Source organism: Chloracidobacterium validum (assembly GCF_018304825.1).
Taxonomy (GTDB): Bacteria; Acidobacteriota; Blastocatellia; order Chloracidobacteriales; family Chloracidobacteriaceae; genus Chloracidobacterium; species Chloracidobacterium validum.
The window spans coordinates 760519-778345 of sequence record NZ_CP072649.1 but is presented as its reverse complement, the minus strand read 5'-3'; the positions used below and the strand labels follow the sequence as shown (position 1 = coordinate 778345).

The 17827-nt window shown below is 58.5% G+C and carries 6 protein-coding genes; 2 read left to right on the top strand and 4 right to left on the bottom strand.

Going from position 1 to position 17827, the window contains the following annotated elements; genetic code table 11:
- Window positions 1–10 precede the first annotated feature (10 nt).
- A complete protein-coding gene (locus tag J8C06_RS14295; RefSeq protein WP_246602122.1) occupies window positions 11–1216 on the bottom strand; it encodes a cation:proton antiporter in 1206 nt (401 codons plus the stop codon).
- A 61-nt stretch (window positions 1217–1277) separates the two neighbouring features.
- Entirely contained in the window at window positions 1278–2936 is a 1659-nt protein-coding gene (locus tag J8C06_RS14290) for a mechanosensitive ion channel family protein (protein WP_211430095.1), read from the bottom strand.
- 195 nt (window positions 2937–3131) lie between these two features.
- Here J8C06_RS14290 and J8C06_RS14285 point away from each other — a divergent pair, with 195 nt between their 5' ends.
- Window positions 3132–5021, top strand: coding sequence for a hypothetical protein (locus J8C06_RS14285; RefSeq protein WP_211430094.1), 1890 nt, complete (start codon window positions 3132–3134; stop codon window positions 5019–5021).
- Between the two features lie 101 nt (window positions 5022–5122).
- On the top strand, window positions 5123–8680 hold the full coding sequence (locus J8C06_RS14280; RefSeq protein WP_211430093.1) for a two-component regulator propeller domain-containing protein: 3558 nt from the start codon (window positions 5123–5125) through the stop codon (window positions 8678–8680).
- Window positions 8681–8851: 171 nt separating this feature from the next.
- Here the strand turns inward: J8C06_RS14280 and J8C06_RS15265 are convergent, their stop codons facing one another.
- Together J8C06_RS15265 and J8C06_RS14265 are read right to left on the bottom strand one after the other, a co-directional pair.
- On the bottom strand, window positions 8852–14215 hold the full coding sequence (locus J8C06_RS15265; RefSeq protein WP_246602121.1) for an Eco57I restriction-modification methylase domain-containing protein: 5364 nt from the start codon (window positions 14213–14215) through the stop codon (window positions 8852–8854).
- Window positions 14212–17661 carry a helicase-related protein gene (locus tag J8C06_RS14265; RefSeq protein WP_211430092.1) on the bottom strand — a complete coding sequence of 1150 codons (3450 nt, stop codon included), beginning with the start codon at window positions 17659–17661 and terminating at the stop codon, window positions 14212–14214. The genes J8C06_RS15265 and J8C06_RS14265 overlap by 4 nt, the downstream gene beginning before the upstream one ends.
- Window positions 17662–17827: the final 166 nt, after the last annotated feature.

Below are 17827 nucleotides of genomic sequence, written 5' to 3'. Positions count from 1 at the left end.
GGAACTGTGCCTAGACCATTTCCGTGGCCGTTGGCGTCGGTGCAGGGGGCGCGGCGTGGCCCGTGGCTTTACCCGCCTCCCCAGCCAGCTTGAAGGCATACGCCGCCAGCGGCGGCCCGATGGTTTCAAACACGGCGACCGCGCCCAGCACAATCGCGCCAATGCTGGCTGCCTTGTCTGGGAACAGTTCGGCCGTGGTCCGGGTCAGCCCAATCGCCATGCCGGCCATTGGGATCAGCAACATACCTCGCGCGGCCGCCTTTTCCAGCGAGCCGTGCGTGGCGGCCGCAACGGCGACCACCCCACCAACTTTGGCCAAGCTGCGCGCAAAAACCAGCAAGACCACGATTGGTGCTGCCACAACCAGGTCATGCAGGTGTAGGTTGGCCCCAGCCGAAACAAACAAAACTATGAAGAATAGCTCGAACGATTCGCCGAACTGCATCTGTGAGACAATATCTTCCTGCTCGAGATTTTTCACCACAACCCCAAGCACCAGCGGGGCAAACAGCGTCGAAAGATTGAGCACACTCGCCAGCCCAACAGTCAGCATCACGGCACCAATGATAAACGCTAGACGGTACTGCGTTGCTTCGCGGGTTCGGTGGGTCAGGAAGTAGACCAGAATGCCAACCAAGCAGCCCAGGACAAGTGATCCGAAGAAGCGGTATGTCGGCAGTAACAAAATGTCACTCCAACTTTTGCCAGATGAAAACTGGACCAGTGGTAGTAGGGCCGAAAAAGCCACAAATGAAATAATATTATTGAGCGCCACAAGGGTTTTGGTCGTCTCGGTAACTTCGCCGGCCGCGCGGACTTCGTGAGCGACATGTAGCAAGACCGCTGGTGATGAAGAAACGACAATGGCCGCCACCAGTGCCGCGACTGCGATTGGAATATTGACCAGCCAGAGGGAGCCAATGATGGTGATGAAGGTGAGCGCACTTTCCGCCAGCGCCATGCTGCCCAGCGTCATCTGCTGCCGAAGCAGCAAAACGTTGAGCGACAGGCCCAGTCGGTAAAGAATCAGCCCCAGCGCAATGTCCACTAAAATCTTGGATTTGGCAAGGTTATCATCATCCAGTACAGTCAGTCCGCTCGGCCCAAACAACAGCCCAACGAGCATGAAGCCGGTAATACTGGGTAGCCAGGGAAAACGGTGGGCGAGATACCCACCCAGTGCGCCTAAGATCAGGAGCAGGCCAAAAATGGTCATGGTGTTCAACGCCAATGGCCAGTTTGGTAAGAAATCCATGGGCAGTGTGGATGCTCTCCCTTCAACGTTGACGTTCTATGTGATCGGCTTGGGGTGGGTGATGGGCAGACGCTGAACGCGGTTGCTCGTCGGAGGGCTGGACGGCGACCCGAAACGCCGGGGCTTGATAATCAGTCGGTACATGGTCACGGGCCACCGTGGTTCGGTTGCCATCCCGAAGTGCCGTAACGTGTGGCGACATAATCTCGACGCCGGCTTCATCAAAAACGTCCCGAATGTTGGCGTGCAGGGCGGCATACGTGTATGGCATCAGCCAGGCATCGTTGGTGTAAGCGTTGAGTTCGTAGGCCACGTGAAAGTCATTCAAGCTCGTCTGCCAGACAAAAGGTGGTGGTTCGGCGCGAATGCCAGCGGTGGCGCGGGCGGCAGCGGTCAACAACTCGTGGACGCGCCGCCACGGCGTTTCATAACCGAGCGTGACCGTTGTATGCAGAATAATCCCACGGGTGCGCGCCAGCGTCGAGTAGTTGACAATGGTGCCGTTGAGAACCTGAGCATTTGGAATCGAGACGATTTCCTGTTTGATGGTCTCCAAGCGAGTCACAAATAGGGTTTTTTCAACCACATCCCCGGTCGTCTCACCAATCCGAACCCGGTCGCCAATCCGAAACGCGCGGGTGTAGGTTAGCACAATGCCACTGACGACATTGGCGATAGCCGAGCTGGAGGCCAGGGAAAACAATGCGCCAATGAAAATAGACACACCACGAAAGGCTGGCGACTCCACCCCTGGAATGTATGGGAAGGCAATAATCAGACCGGCTGCGACGAGAAAGATCACCACCAACTTGTAGGTCGGACGCGCCCACTCTGGATCGAATCCCCCAATGACAATCACGCCGCGTTCGACCGCCAGGGACAGTAAGCGCGCGCCCTGGATGGCTGCCCAGGTCAGAAAGGCGACGGTCAGGATGAACAGCAGGTTCGGTATGTAGAGAATAAATGCGCTCCACAACGTCACCAGCGGTGTCAACACCGCTTCCCAGAAGGCGCGCGATAATCCCTGGGTAGCGGGAAAAAAACTGAACACGAGTGGCAGGTACGCCACCACCATCCCCGCCCGCGCCAGAAACCAGATGACGGTAAGCAACGTCAGGCGGGCGGCCCGAAGCCTTCCTCCAACCAGCACGTCAAGTCGGTTGAGCAATCGTGAGGAATGCGGTGTAGAAGGTTCGGTGATGTGCCAGGCGTGGCGGAGGCGGGCTACCAGTTCGTCGAGTCCACGCCAAACCCCGATGATGAGCGTTGTAACTACCAGCGAAAGCAGAACCCCAACGAGCAAGGCTTGCCACGATGCCGCCTGGCGCACCCGGTAGAGGGCGCGTTTGATGTGTTCCGCGGTGGACTGGGCGAGTGCCGAACGCGGTAGTTCGGCGGCGGTGGCGTCGGCTTCCGTCACAACGGTAATGACCCGGTTGCCAAGGACGATTTCAATGGTTTCGTCATATTCGACCGTTCGCAGGTCTTCCAGATTGAGAAAGGGCGTCGCGGCTAGCTCAACCAGCCGCCGCTCAACGATTGCCGCCCGCTCAGATGGCGTCAGTGTCCCAAGCCGGGCCCGAATGCGAAAAACCGGCTCGCCACCAAGCTGTACGGGCACCCCGCTTTCCACCGGGCTAGGGCGCGTGGCCGGGACGGTTGCCGGTGGCGCTTGTGCCAAAGTGACAATGAAACCATTTGGCAGGAGAAGACAGATAACAAGTATTCGACACCACATATGGCTTCTTGGCTGAATCGCCACACGCCAGCAGAGGCGCATGCAGATTTTTATTGCCTTTGACTGGACATAAACCAAAATATGCTCTTACAGCAAAACATGCCCTAACGGTACGAGCTTTTTACCGAATGACGAACTATGCCGCACCCTGTCGTTGATGCCATTCGAGGCGGCGCGGCGCCCCGTGCTGCCAAACTTGCCGCTGCCAGTGGCTTGTTGCCGCTGGCACCCGAGGAGGCGCTCCTGGTGTTGGCCAGCTTGGTCAACGACCCAGATGAAGAAATTAACACGGCTGCGCGCGCCTCGGTTGGGAAACTTGACCCATCCATCGTTTTGCCGATTGCGCGGGATGACCAAACGGATGCATCTATTTTGGCGCTGTTGTGTAGCCCTGATTGCGATCCCGTCATTACCGAGGCGGCCATCCTCAATCGCGCCACCCCGGATGCTGCCGTCGAAGCCCTGGCGCTCAAGACCACCAATGCGAGCCTGATTGAGGCGCTCACCATCAATCAACAGCGGTTGATTCGGCGGACTGGCATCATCGAAGCCATCCTCCACAATCCGCACCGGACTCCCGAAGCCGAGCGCCGCGCCCGCGAAGTCAAGGCCGAGTTTCTGGAAAAAGAGTTTGGTCGTCGGCAGGTGGCCGGCGAGCGGGCGAGCGCCCCACCAGCGGCCGAACCACTCAAGTCGGTGGCCGACCTCATCCCGGAAGCTTTTACCGACGCGCCGCCAAGTGTTCCACCGCCACCGGTGGCCGTCCCGGTGGCCACCCCGGTCGCGCCGCCGTCTGGCGCGCCACCGGCGGACGTCCCGCCGGCATCCGCCAAGCCGGTCAAGCTTTCCAAGTCCCCACCAGTGGCGATGATTCAGCAGGGGAAAGCGCCACGTCCGGCAAAGTTGATGGTGGCGCAGGGCAAACTGCCACTAGCACCGGAAGACCTGCTGTTTGCTCAGGTGTTGTTGACGACCGACGCGGATACCGAAATTGCTGAGGCCGCGCAGACCTCCCTGGCAAACCTCGACTTCGAGACCCTGCAGCCGGTGGTGCAAAATCCAGAAACGCCGGAGGAAGTCATCCACTACTTGCTCCTGCGCCCGGATGTCCCAGAACGTTTTGGTGAGCAGTTACTCCTTCATCCGGCCCTGTTGGACGAATCGGTGTTGGCGTTTGTCAAGCAGACGACCAGTGGCTATTTGCTGGAGTCGGTCACCATCAACCAGCAGCGGCTGATTCGGATGCCGGCACTGCTGGACGCGATCTTGGCGAATCCGGCGAGCACGTTTGAGGCAACCCGCAAAGCGCGGGAAATCAAGACCGAGTTTTTCGAGAAAGAACTCGGCGCCGAGCGAATCGCTCGCGAAAAACAGGCGCGCGCCGCGAAGTTTGCCGCCGTCCTCGACGTGCCGCCGATGTCGGATGAGGCGTTTGAGGCGGAGTTTCAATCCATTCTGGCTGGTTTCGAGGCTGAAACTGGGCAAACGTTTTCAGATGAGGCGCCGAGTGCCGCCGATGCGGATGCCGAGTTCGAGGCCATGCTGGCGGCGGTCAAGAGCGAGGAGGGGATTGACCTACGCAACGCCACCGACTCTGAAACGCAGGAGCGGCTTTCTATTTATCAGGCGTTGGCGCGGATGTCGGTCAAGGAACGGATCTTCGCGGCGCTCAAAGGTGGACGGGATGCGCGAGCGATTCTCATTCGTGACTCGAACCGCATGGTGAGCACGGCCGTCGTCAAGAACCCGCGCATTTCAGATGCCGAAATCGAGGCAATTGCCAACATCAAGGGGATCAACGAAGACGTTCTGCGCATCATTGCCATGAATCGCGCCTGGGTGAGCAACTACGCCATCATGCATAACCTAGTGCGCAACGCCCGGTGTCCGCTCAACTTCAGCATGCAGTTCATCAACCGGCTGCAGAGCCGCGATCTTGTCAATCTGACCAAGAGCAAGTCCATTCCCGATGCCTTGCGCCAGGCCGCCAATCGGCTTGTGGCGAAGCGCCGTGAAACCGGTGGATGAGTGAGTCCAACCACATGCCAATACCCTGCGCTTACGCTTGGCGCATCGGGTGTGAAGCGCTGGGCAGGTGGTCGGAGGTGTGATGGCAAATGGGTAGGCCGATGTCGTTTGCCAAGTGGTTTGCCATCGGTCGGTGGATGCTGATGGCGGCCGTCCTGAGCCAAGTTGCCTGGGCTGATCCCCGCCTCCGTGTCCAGCGGTGGTCGGTCGAGGAAGGTCTTTCACAGGCAAGCGTCAACACCGTGCTTCAGTCAGGCAGCGGACTGATGTGGATTGGGACGCACGATGGCTTGAACCGCTTTGATGGCTATGCCTTTACGGCCTATCGCGCCGACCCGACCAATCCTCAGGCGCTCACACACAGTTACGTCACATCGCTGGTCGAAGCCCCGGATGGGATGCTGTGGGTTGGAACCATGGACGGCCTGAATGCCTTTGACCCAGGCACGGGACGTGTCCGCTGGGCGCTGTTGCCTGGGGTGCCGGTGCGTGCCGCGCGCTTCGATCCGTCCGGGCACTTATGGGTTGGAACACCCCAGGGCCTGTACCGCGTCAATCCGGCAACCCGGACCGTGACGGATTTTCAACCGGAGGCCGGGCTGGGGAACGCTTGGCAAGCCGCCAAACAGGTGTATGCCATCGCGTTGGATGGTGCGCGGGGACTGTGGCTGGGGCTGGAATGCGGACTGGGCCACTTCGACTTTGCCACCGAGCGGCTCACCCTGATGACTGAGCGCGTCCACGGACGCTCCCTTACTGAGCGTCTTCGGTTTATCCATCCGATGCCCGACGGCATCCTCTGGCTTGGTCATCAGAGCGTGATGCTGCGGTTTGATCCGAGGACGAATCAAGCTGAGTTGTTAGCCGTTACGGATGCCCACACGGGGCGGCCGGCTTCCGACTGGTTGCGTGGGGCGCAGTGCGGCGTGATGGATGATGATGGTCGTGTTTGGATTGGCAGTGAAGAGCAGACCCTGTGCCTCGATCCAGCAACCGGTCGCGCTTGGCGGTTTACCCATCAACCGGCCAATCCCACCAGCGTCAGCCACAATGCCGTGCGGGCGCTGTGCCATGATCGGGCTGGCGGCCTGTGGCTGGGCACCGCTGCCGGACTCAATCGCTATGATCCCAACGCGCCGGTCTTCGTGCCCTACCGCCATGAAGTTGGGAATCCAAACAGCCTTGGCTACGACGCCGTTTCGACCTGCTTCGAAGATCGCCAGGGACGGCTCTGGATTGGCACGGATGGCGGCGGCCTCGATTGTTTGGACGTGGAAGCCAACACATTCACGCACTTTACCGCCCAATCGCCGCCACCCTATCGGCTGGCCGGCAATCGTATCTGGCGGATTGCCGAAGACCACCGTGGGACGCTCTGGTTTGCCGGTGGGTCCGGCGGCCTGGGGCGGCGCGATCCTGCAACTGGAACCATCCGATGGTACCGCCCCAACCCGCGCCGGCCGCGGAGCTTCAGTAGCGAGGTGGTCTATGCCCTGTTCGTTGATCGGGATGGGGTTTTGTGGATCGGTACTGAAATGAGTGGACTGGCTCGGTACGACGCTGCCACCGATGACTTCACCCACTTCCGTCACCAGCCAGTCCAGCCTCAGACCATCCCTAGCGATACGGTTTCCAGCATCATTGAAGATGGGCAGGGTTGGCTGTGGATTGGGACGCCCCAGGGTGTGGCTCGGCTTGATCGTCAGACTGGCGTCGCCCAGCCGTTTGTGCCGGTTCCGGGGCAACCCGGCCAGCTTGGCGATGGGCGGGTGACCAAGCTGTTTCGGGACAGCGCGGGCGAGGTCTGGGTCGGCACACGTTTGGGGCTGTATCACTTCGATTCGGCTCACCAGACCTTTCGGGCGTTCTGTCCTGCTCCGGGGCAACCTTTTGTTGGACGCACCATTAACGACATCGTTGAATCGCCGCCGGGCACGCTCTGGGTTGGCACCGAAGATGGTCTCAACCGCATCGAGCGCGCGACCGGTCAGGTGGTGGCTTTCACCGTCCGCGACGGACTCCCGGCCAGCCGGGTGTTGCGCCTGCATGCTGACGCCACCGGCAAGCTCTGGTTGGGGTTGAATCTCGGCCTCGGTCAGTTCGATCCGGTCAGGCTACGTTTCCAGTTGTTTGATGTTCGGGATGGGTTGGTGGACAACCAGGCCTGGCAGAGTTTTTTTCAACGACGAAATGGCGATGTGCTGTTTGTTTCGGTGAAGGGGTTCACCGTTTTTCGCCCCGAAGCCATTCATCCCAACCCAGTGCCGCCGCCGGTGGTCATCACGGGGTTTCGGAAGTTTGACCGACTGGCAGCCTTTGACGGCGATGCCCTGCCGCCGCTCGACCATGATGAGAACTTTTTTGCCTTTGAGTTTGCCGCGCTGAACTACACGGTTCCGGAAAGGAATCAGTATGCCTATAAACTGGAAGGCTTCGACCGTGACTGGGTTTACTGTGGGACGCGGCGCTATGCGAGCTACACCAACCTCGATCCCGGCGAGTATGTTTTTTGGGTGCGCGGCTCAAACAACAGCGGCGTCTGGAACGAAGCCGGGACGCGCGTGCGGATTCGGATTCGTCCGGCCCCGTGGCGTACTTGGTGGGCTTATGCAGGTTACCTGTTGCTCGTGGCCGGGGGCGCGTGGTTTGGGTTGCGGTTGCGTTCGTCTCGTCAGCAAGCGCGTGAGCGTTTGCGCGAAGCACAGCTCCGGGCCCAGGCGGCAGAAGGTCAGGCAAAAGCGGCCGCGGCGCTGGCGACCGTCCGTGAGCGGGATGCGGAAATTTTTCGGCTCCGCAACATCGAGCTGGCCGAAGCCAATCAGTTCGTGACCGATAGCCTGCTTTATGCCCAGCGGATTCAGGCTGCCATCCTGCCTGAGCCGCGCGCCTTGGCTGCGGCATTTGGCGAGGCATTTGTCATCTACCGTCCAAAGGACATTGTATCTGGCGACTTTTACTGGTTCCACCGAACCGAAGCGGCTTGGTTTTTGGCTGTGGGCGACTGCACGGGCCATGGCGTGCCCGGCGCGTTGATGACAATGGTCGGCGCAACCCTGCTCGATCAGATGGTCATCGAGCGCGGATTGTCGTCGCCGGCCGCCATTTTATCTGAGCTGGATGCGGCCGTCCGTCAGCTTTTGCGGCAGGATACGGCGCAGTCGGACACACAGGATGGCATGGATATTGCCCTGTGCCGTTTTGAGCGGGAGCGTGGGTGCGTGACATTTGCTGGCGCGCGTCGGCCGCTCTATGTTGTCACCGAAGATGGCAACTTGACCGAACATCGCGGTTCGCGGCGAACCATCGGCGGGCGGCACGGCCGGGGCGGGCTAATGTTTGAAGAAATCAGCCTGGTGGTGGAGGACTCTGTAAGTATCTATCTTGGCACGGACGGACTCGCCGATCAGCCGAATGAAGAGCGCCGGAAGTTTGGGACGCCACGCCTCCGCGCGCATTTACAGCAGGTGGCGGCCATGCCATTCGCCAGACAGTCTGAGCGACTTGCGGCTGAACTGGATAGCCACATGGGAGCTGAACCGCAGCGGGATGACATTACGCTCGTCGGCGTGCATTTCGCCGGTTGTGGAGCATTGGGAGGCATGGCTGCGCCACGTTCTGAACGGGCGGTTGGTGCGTTGCCTAGACCAACCGCGACTTAGCTTGGTTGGCAAGTGTTGGCAAACAGTTTATGGCGCGACGCCGGCTCTCCGCGCGCTGGGCGACAATCTCCGGCCGCTGGTGGTATTGGCGCTGAGGCAGTTGCCGACCAAGTTGACCACCGTTTCCCACTGCGAGAAGCGGAGGCAACCGCCTCACCGTCGAGCGCTTCTTCAGCGCCTTGTGATTTCCTTCACGATCTTGATTTCGTCTTTGGCCAGCCCGTAGAGCCGGTAAACCCGCTCATCTATCTCCTGTTCCAGCGCCGAAACGTCTGCCGCCGGGTTGCCGCGCTTCGCTGCGAGGATGCTTTCTACGAGTTGCACCAGCGCATCGTGCTCCGCGGGCTTCGCCGAAGCGATGGGAAGTTGTCTGACATACATTGGTTTGAATTCGTAGAAGCCGCCTTGTTTCGTCGCGGCTTGTTGACGAATACACCACCAGAGAACAGCCGAGTTTAGAAGCGCAAGAAGGTATTTGACATCGCTGCTGACAATTATCGTCGTTTTGTCGTTGCTGTGATAGCCCTCTTCGTCCAGAGCATACGAAACAGTCTGCTCAATCGCTGGGACGATTATCTTCTGCTTGGCGAACTCGTGCCAGTACTCCGCGCCCCAGCGTTGGAGTGCATACCACTCGTAACGAACCCCTGTTTCGTCTTTATTCCGCGCCTCAAGGTCCTGTTTGAACCGGTGGAGGTGTTCATAGATCGCTGGGTAGCGTTTGGCGAATTCATGTTCTGCTTTCGTTGACGCTCCAGCAATTGAGTTGTCTTCATGTAGCGGAAAATGCCAAGGCACGAAGACGAGCCACAAGTTCTGCGCCTCGACGCGCCAGCGTTTCACGTCCCGGCCACGCAGAAACGGCTTGAGCACCTCGGCGGAAGACTCGTGCTCGGCAATCAGCCGGTCGTGGGTTGCACGATCCACGACAAACGCCGCATTGAGTCCTGTAATAATCCCTCGGTAAAGACGCCCATTGACATATGCTCCAAGTGGCTTGCCGGCGGCACGAATTTTCTCCAGCAGGCGCAGAACGGCGCTCGATTCGAGCCGCCAGCCGTTGGGACGAAGTTCGGTTTGGGCAATAGGGAAGCTTTGGGTTTGAAAGATGTCGGGGAAGTGTTCGACGGGCAGGCCAGGTTTCCAGTTGAGAGCGCGCACGGCGTGAGCATTGGTTGGTATTTTCGACAAAACGAGAATGGCCGGGTAGGCAATGGCGGTAAAAACTGGGGCGTCGCCGAAATCAATAATGTGATGGATGGTTTGCTTGGCCAGTAGCGCCCGGAGCTTTTCGCCGTAGGCCGAGCGAAAGAATTTGTTGCTGGAGATGAAGCAGAGTACGCCGCCGTGCCGCAGAAGCTGGAGCGCGCGTTCGTAGAAATAGACGTACAGGTCGGCCGTGCCGGTGTAGCAACTGTAGCTTTGGGTTCTGAGTGCTGGCTTCAGTTCCTTGATCGCTTCTTGGCGCACATATGGCGGGTTGCCAATTACGATGTCAAACCCACACTGTGACACAGACATTCTTGTCTGTGTCTCTGGCTGAGTAACAGGCAAGAATGCCTGTTCTACCCTGGGGGCAGAGCGTGACAAAGACATTTCTGTCTGTGTTTGCTGTTGAGTAACAGGCAAGAATGCCTGTTCTACCCTGGGGGCAGAGCGTGACAAAGACATTTCTGTCTGTGTTTGCTGTTGAGTAACAGGCAAGAATGCCTGTTCTACCCTGGGGGCAGAGCGTGACAAAGACATTTCTGTCTGTGTTTGCTGTTGAGTAACAGGCAAGAATGCCTGTTCTACCCTGGGGGCAGAGCGTGACAAAGACATTTCTGTCTGTGTTTGCTGTTGAGTAACAGGCAAGAATGCCTGTTCTACCCTGGGGGCAGAGCGTGACAAAGACATTTCTGTCTGTGTTTGCTGTTGAGTAACAGGCAAGAATGCCTGTTCTACCCTGGGGTCAGAGCGTGACAAAGACATTTCTGTCTGTGTTTGCTGTTGAGTAACAGGCAAGAATGCCTGTTCTACCCTGGGGTCAGAGCGTGACAAAGACATTTCTGTCTGTGTTTGTTGTTGAGTAACAGGCAGGAATGCCTGTTCTACCTTTATCCCAAACATCCACTCTGGGTCGAAGAAGCCAGCCGAGGCGTTCTGGTCGTAGGGATCCCAGTTGGCCAGTTTCTCGGTCGTCTCGCGCGCAAAACCATCGTCAAAGAGCAACTGACTGATTTCAGTGCGGAGCTTGGTGTCCAGTTCCCGATATTTGGCCTTCGTGGCCGGGGTTCGGGCAGTAAAGTGGCGTTCGCGTACCTGCCGCAGTTCGGCTTCCTTGGACTCAATCTGCGAGTTGCGCAGCACAAGCTGCTTCGGTTTTTCAATCCCGATCAGCGCGTTGGCTGCCACAAACTTGGTTTCCAGGTTCGGCAGCGGGCGAATACCCAGATTCAAAGGTGGCATGCTTTCCTGCGATTCTTGTTCTTCTCCAACAGACAAGAATGACTTTTCCACCTTTTGATCTACAGTAAGCGAAATAAAGAAGCGCATCTTGGCGATTTGAACGGCAATCGGTTGGATGTCCACGCCGTAGAGACAGTTCTCGATCAAGTAAAGCTTGCGCCCGTAGTCGAGTGCGCCACGGGCGAAGGCGTCCTCGATGCTGGCAATCTGGCGCTCGAGGTCATTGAGGGTACGTTCGCGGATCGTTGTGTCCTCGATCTTTTCCGCGGCGCGGATAGCCTCTTGGACGCGAGCGATCTGGCGCTGTTTCCACTGTTCGTTGCGTGGGTCAAGCTTGCCGAGGATGAACACCAGCTTATGGAGTAGCCCCATCAGAAACGCCCCTGAACCACAGGCCGGGTCAAGCGCCTTAAGGTTGTCAATGGCTGTAATGAGCGTCTGTACCTCGTCCGGGCTGAACTGGTGCGGTTCGTCGTTATAAGCGAAGAGATGGCGAAGTCGTTGCGAGAGTGGAACAGGCATTCCTGCCTGTTGCTCTTTCTGTGCAGGCATTTCTGCTTGTTGTTGCTCTTGTGAGAGTGGAACAGACATTCCTGCCTGTTGCTCTTTCTGTGCAGACATTCTTATCTGTGTTTTTGAAGGAGCAGGCAAAAATGCCTGCTCCACATTTTGGTAAAGCCAATACTCATCAGGGCGCAAATGGGCTTTTGTCGGATTCTCCGCAATATAACGAATAAAATGCCGGTACTGCGCTTCGCTGCGGACAATATGATCAAACGATTCATCGAGCCAGAATTGACCTGTCTTACCGAGGAGTTTGTTGGCTTCTCTCGCGCTTGCTCCCTTGATCCCCTTCATGAGATCGGAAAGGCGATGTGCGCCGAGTGGTTCGAGCAACGCATGGACATGGGTGGGCATGATGACCGCCGCATGAACCCATAATCGCTCGCCATCGAAGCGCATCAGGCAGGCGCGTACAGCGTCGCGCACGTCGGGTCGGGCCAGCGCGCGCGAACCCATACCGGCGTCAAGCCAAGCTTCGAGTTGTTCGCCGAAGTGTTTGTTATATTCCTTCCAATCGGCATCAGACCAAGGTTCTGGGTGCTGTTTGATCCAGATGTCACGTTGTTCCTTCCAAGCACGAAGTTTATCTTGCGGCAGCGCATCGGCGAGGCGGAATGTGATCCAGTAGATGGAACCAGGATTGGACCAGTGGGGGAGGTTACGCCTTGTGATCGAAAGTGAAGCAGACATTCCTGTCTGCGCTTGTGCTTCTGAAGAGGAAACAGACAGGAATGTCTGTTCCACCTGGTGTTGGGAGTGTGGCGCAGGCATTTCTGCCTGCGTTTGCTCTGGTGAAGAAACAGACAGGAATGTCTGTTCCACCTGGTGTTGGGAGTGTGGTGCAGGCATTTCTGCCTGCGTTTGTTCTGGTGAAGAAACAGACAGGAATGTCTGTTCCACCTGGTGTTGGGAGTGTGGTGCAGGCATTTCTGCCTGCGTTTGTTCTGGTGAAGAAACAGACAGGAATGTCTGTTCCACTTGGTGTTGGGAGTGTGGTGCAGGCATTTCTGCCTGCGTTTGCTCTGGTGAAGAAACAGACAGGAATGTCTGTTCCACCTGGTGTTGGGAGTGTGGTGCAGGCATTTCTGCCTGCGTTTGTTCTGGTGAAGAAACAGACAGGAATGTCTGTTCCACTTTGGTTTGTAGATACGCAATGAGTGCCTCATCCACCATGTAGTCCACAATCTCGCGCGGAGTGTAGTAAGAACCGGTCGCCTTGCGGGCAGTAGTGGACGTTTCAGGGTTGTAAGCCGCCAGCAGGTTCTCAAATATCTTGCCGGCTAGTTCCGGGTCGAGCGCCACTTCCTGATCCAGCGGCGTGGACTCGGTAATGGTGAAGTTATAGCTCCTGAGAATGTGAACGAGTCCGCGGACGGTGGCGCACTTGTATTTCGCTTCGCCATAGGCCTTGGAAAGGTCCGCATTTCGCTCGTTGCCGAAGAAGAGAAAATCCGGAACCGAGAGGGGGTTTTTAGGATGGTCGGAAAAGCTGTCAATGCGCACATCCGGCCGATGCTCCTTGGCGCGGTAAACCTGATCGAGACACTCGAACAGACCGCCGTTTAGAAACGGAATGTGCTGAACCAACTTCAGAAATGCCTGCGGGTCAGTGAATAAGTCCTCGTAGCGGTAGAGATTGGTAATGCCACGGTGCTGATCGCGGCCCTGGGGGTTACGCTTGCGGAACTGGCGTTGGCCGATTTCCTGATTGAGGGTGGCAAAGAACAGATTCTGCAGAATGGCTTTGTAAAACGTAGTCTTCGCACTGTCCGGCAGGTTAGTGCCGTCTTTGAGCAGCGTGGCAAGAGATTGCGGGTCGAATAGCTCACCAGGGATGAGTCCCATGTGTTTGACGAACCAGCAAAACATCAAGCGCGTGATCAGCCGAATGAGGCTTTGGGAAAGGTAGGCTTCTTTGTTCTTCTCGGTTTCAGACATTGGAAAGACGACCTGCTCGCGCGCCCAGAAGAACCAGTTGGCGATTTCCTGATAAAAGCGTTTGGTGACGGCTTCGACGCTGAAAGCCTTGCTGAGTTTGTCAGTGACGGTAGTGATAGATGGCTGACCATTGGGACCAAGTTCATCGAGGTTGAAGGCGAGTTCGCCCAGTCGTTCGATGGTGGTCCGGGCTGGCGAGCCGGTTTCATAGGGGAGCGTACGCAGCTCGGTTTTGCCATCATGGCGGTTGTGCGCCCAGACGAACGCCGCTTGCCGACCATCGGCGGTGACGTAGCACTGCAAATGCTCGGCGTGCGTCGGCTTCAAGCTGCGCTGCACCGCCCGGCGGGCAGCGACGCCGGGCAAGCAGTTTTCCGGCCAATCGAGGCGATAGACGGGCAGCCCGGAAAGCTGCGCCACTGGGTGAGCCGTGAGGGTAGTGTTGAGCGGCTCACCGACCTCCAGTTTCTTCGGCTTCATGTCGCGCGGCCCGCCCCAGCCGAGCGTCTCGCAAAAAAGTGGGGTGAGCTGTTCGGCGAGATTGCTGTTCAGTCGAGATTCAATTTCCTGAAGCAAGGCGCTCATGATGGTTCTCCCTCTGTTGTCGGTAGGGCGAGTCCGAGTGAACAGATCAGTTGTGGCCCAGCGCGTGAGGCCTCATCCTCATTGGTCACCTCGCACAGACTGTCATCGTCGGCGCGGCGCAAGACCATCTCCAGCAGCCCTTCGTCGGTGATGCCGAGGCGCATCTGACGGTTGATGGCATCGTGCGCGATGCGTTTGAGTGGATGACGCCAGATGAGGTTCAGCACGCTGTCGAGTCGCTCCAGCACTTGTCCATCGAAAAGCGACGGCTTTTCCTGCTGGCGTCGGCGGTAACGGTCGAGCCTCTCCCACAGTTTGCGCCGTGCGCCGCGCAGAGAGCCGAGATGCCCGGCCCCACCTTGCTCTTCTTCGGTTGCGAGCTCGACACAGCGAGTCACCAGCTCGTGGTGGTTGGAAGCGCGAGGCAGTGGCGACGTATCAGGCCCACAAGCGGCAGCGCGAAAGATGGCCGAAAGGGATTGCGAAACGAGGTTGCCACGCTCGTCCACTTGCACCAAGGTGTCCGCGCCGTCGGGATAGCGCAGGTAGGCGATGACGCCGGGCACATGCCGGCCGGTGTCGGCAAACTCAGGCAACGCTCGCGTGGCGGAGATGATTGGTGGGAGGCCCACGGCGGCCTTCTGGTCATCGGTGGAGGCGCTATTCCACACCTGGAGCGCCAGGCTGGCAAGGTCAATGTCTTCGTCGGCCATGTCGTCGTCCAGCGTGCCGGCCTTTTCCGTGTAGAGGTCATGCAGCCGGTTGGCGGATTCCTCGCCAAAGAATGACTCATCGGTGCCGATGACATCCTGGTTTTGCTGAAGGCGATGGAACAGGCGTGTGCGGAGGCCGATGATGCGTTCGACGCCGTCGGCCGGTAGGAAGGAATAGACAGTGATAGTGTCGCGCTGCTGACCAATCCGATCCACGCGCCCGGCGCGCTGAATGAGCCGAATGATCGCCCAGGGCAGGTCGAAGTTGATGATGATGTGGCAATCCTGGAGGTTTTGCCCTTCGGCCAGCACGTCCGTAGCGATGAGGATGCGAAGTTCTGTTTCGCCGTTGCGCAAGCCGCCGTTGGTGGTGGGGCTGAAGCGTCGCGCAAGCGCGACCGGATCGGCGGTCTGATTGGTGACGACGGCCAAGTCGGTGACGCCCCGTTTGGCGAGCTGTTTTTCGAGGTAGAGGGCCGTGTCGGCAAACTGGGTAAAGATGAGCGCCTTGTCGGTAGGGTGTTGTTGGGTAAGCAGTTGCATGAGCGCATCCAGCTTGGCGTCACGCTCCGGTCGCCACGGCACTGCCCGTTGCAAAACGGTGAGCAGCGCCTGGGCATCGGCTTCGAGCGCCTTGCTCAGCTCTGGTCGAAAGAACTTCGGAGCGAGCCAGTCGAAACGGTCTTTGAAGTGCCTCTTGTAAGCTTGGTAGATGGTGGCTGCGCGGGACTGATACGCGGACAGCGTTGCCGTCTGTAAGCTATCTCCGGCATCGGCCTCGGAAGCCGGCGCGGCGGGCACAGCCTCGTTTTCCTCTCTTGTGCGGAAGTCATCGTCGGCGTCGTTGAGGGCAGTGTCGAGCATGGCCGCGTCCTGCGTGCCGATTGGAATGGGAAGCCCTTGCTGGAGCGCGTGGAGTGTGACCAAGTTGCGCAAGATGTGGCGGTCCACCGAGAGTAAGAAACTGTGGCCGCTGGACTCCAGACGCTTGAACAGGTTGGTGCGGCAGAAGCCGATCAAGCGTTGGCCGGCGCGGTTGAGGTTGTCTAGGATGCGTTTTTCATCCCCTTTAGCCAAGCGATCGGCCTGCGCCACGAGGAAGCCGGCCAAGCCATAACGCGGCAACAACAGCCTTTCGATCACATCCACAACCTCGTTGTGGAACAGGAGCGCGTACTGATCGTTTGGGTCGTCCTCCCGGATGGGAAACGTCACCCGTTTGGGTTCGCGGCGGGGGAAATGGATCGGACTGCCGTTGAGCTGCACGTAGTAGCGCTGACGCTCGGCGTCAAACTTGGCGTAGTGCCTGATGATGAACTGGCGGGTACGCCGCACTAGGAACAGGCGCATCAAATCGCGCCAGTCTTCGGGAAAGGGACTTTGCTCGAAGGCCCGCAGTGAACTCAGGGTGGTCTGAAAGTGGGCGATGAAATCGGCTTCAGTCTGGCCGTCAGCCATCCATTGTTGCAAGAACCGCTCCGGGCGAACGTGGAGATTCTGGTCTTCGTCAACGAACAGGCGAAGTTGATTGCTCAGGTCGGTAAACTGTTTGTTGTATGGCGTCGCGGTGAGGAGCAGCACCCGCGCATCGTTTTGCTCGATGTAATCCCGAATGGCTTTGTAGCGCCGGCTTTGGCGGTTGCGCAGATGGTGACTTTCGTCTATGACCACCAGGCGATAGCGCGGCGCTTCGGGGCGCTCTAGCGTCTCCGTGACCTTGCCGAATGACAGTACCCGCCCATTGATTTCATACCTTTGTAAATAGTCTTCCCACATGGGCGCCAGCTTGGGTGGGCAGACGATCAGGGTGTTGCCGTGGCTGTCTTCCTGGAAGATGCGGGCGATGGCGGTTGCCATCAGGGTCTTGCCGAGACCCACGACATCGCCCAGGAGCACCCCGCCGCGCCGATGCAGATAGTAGGCAGCCAGCGAGACGGCCTTTTCCTGGAAATCGAGCAATGGCGTGCCTTTTTCCGCAAAGATGCGCGGCGCGCGGAACTCCCGTTCCCCCTCGCGGGCCTCGGCGCAGAGATGGTGAGCGATCTTGAGATAGACGAGATAGGGACGCACCGGGTCAGTGCGGGCCCAACTGGTCTCGATGAGATGAGCGAGTTCATCGCTGAGGTCAATGGCCATCTTGTCACGCCAGCGCTCATCAAACCAGTTCTGCAACTTTCTGGCGGCATCCTGCTCCACCACGTCCACATTCAGCTCGCCTTGGCGTGACAGCCCGGCCAAGGTGAGATTACTGCTGCCGACGAAGCCGATGAGCGGCGTGAACAGATCGGGACGCTGAACCAAGTAGAGCTTGGCGTGCAGGGGATAAAGCAGGAAGGCTTTGAGAACAACCTTGCGCGCGCGAAGCTGCGCTGCCAGCCGGCGTAGCGTCGTCTCGGCCTGAGTGGACGGAACGCCGCATTCGAGCTGCTCCTTGAAACCTTCCGTGATGCGATGCTTCAGCCGCGCCAGGGCCGGGCCGTCAACGATACCCCCGTTGCGCTTGAGGCCGGCCATTGCCTTCATGTCCGCTTCTGGCGGGCGATGCATGCCGACGAGCACCCGACAGGCATGACGCTCCTCACCGCCGGCCAGCCTTTCGACGGCTTCGGCTACTTGATCCCAGCCGCGAAGGTTGAGATAGCCGACGCAGAAGGAAGCTGCTTCAGCATCGTGGAATACCCTGCGCAGCCCATCCAGGAGTGTTTGTTCAATGTTGTCGTAGATGTGTGGCATCACGTATCTCGCGCGCGATGACCTGCCCGATGGGATCGCTTTCCAAACGAATGTTCAAGGGTCAGTCATCAAGTATGTTTGAATGCCGGGCATAGCCGCAATTGCAGTTTTGCCTCAAGGCGAGGGTTGCCGCCGAGTGCTTGATCGGTTCTTCAACTGTGGGTCA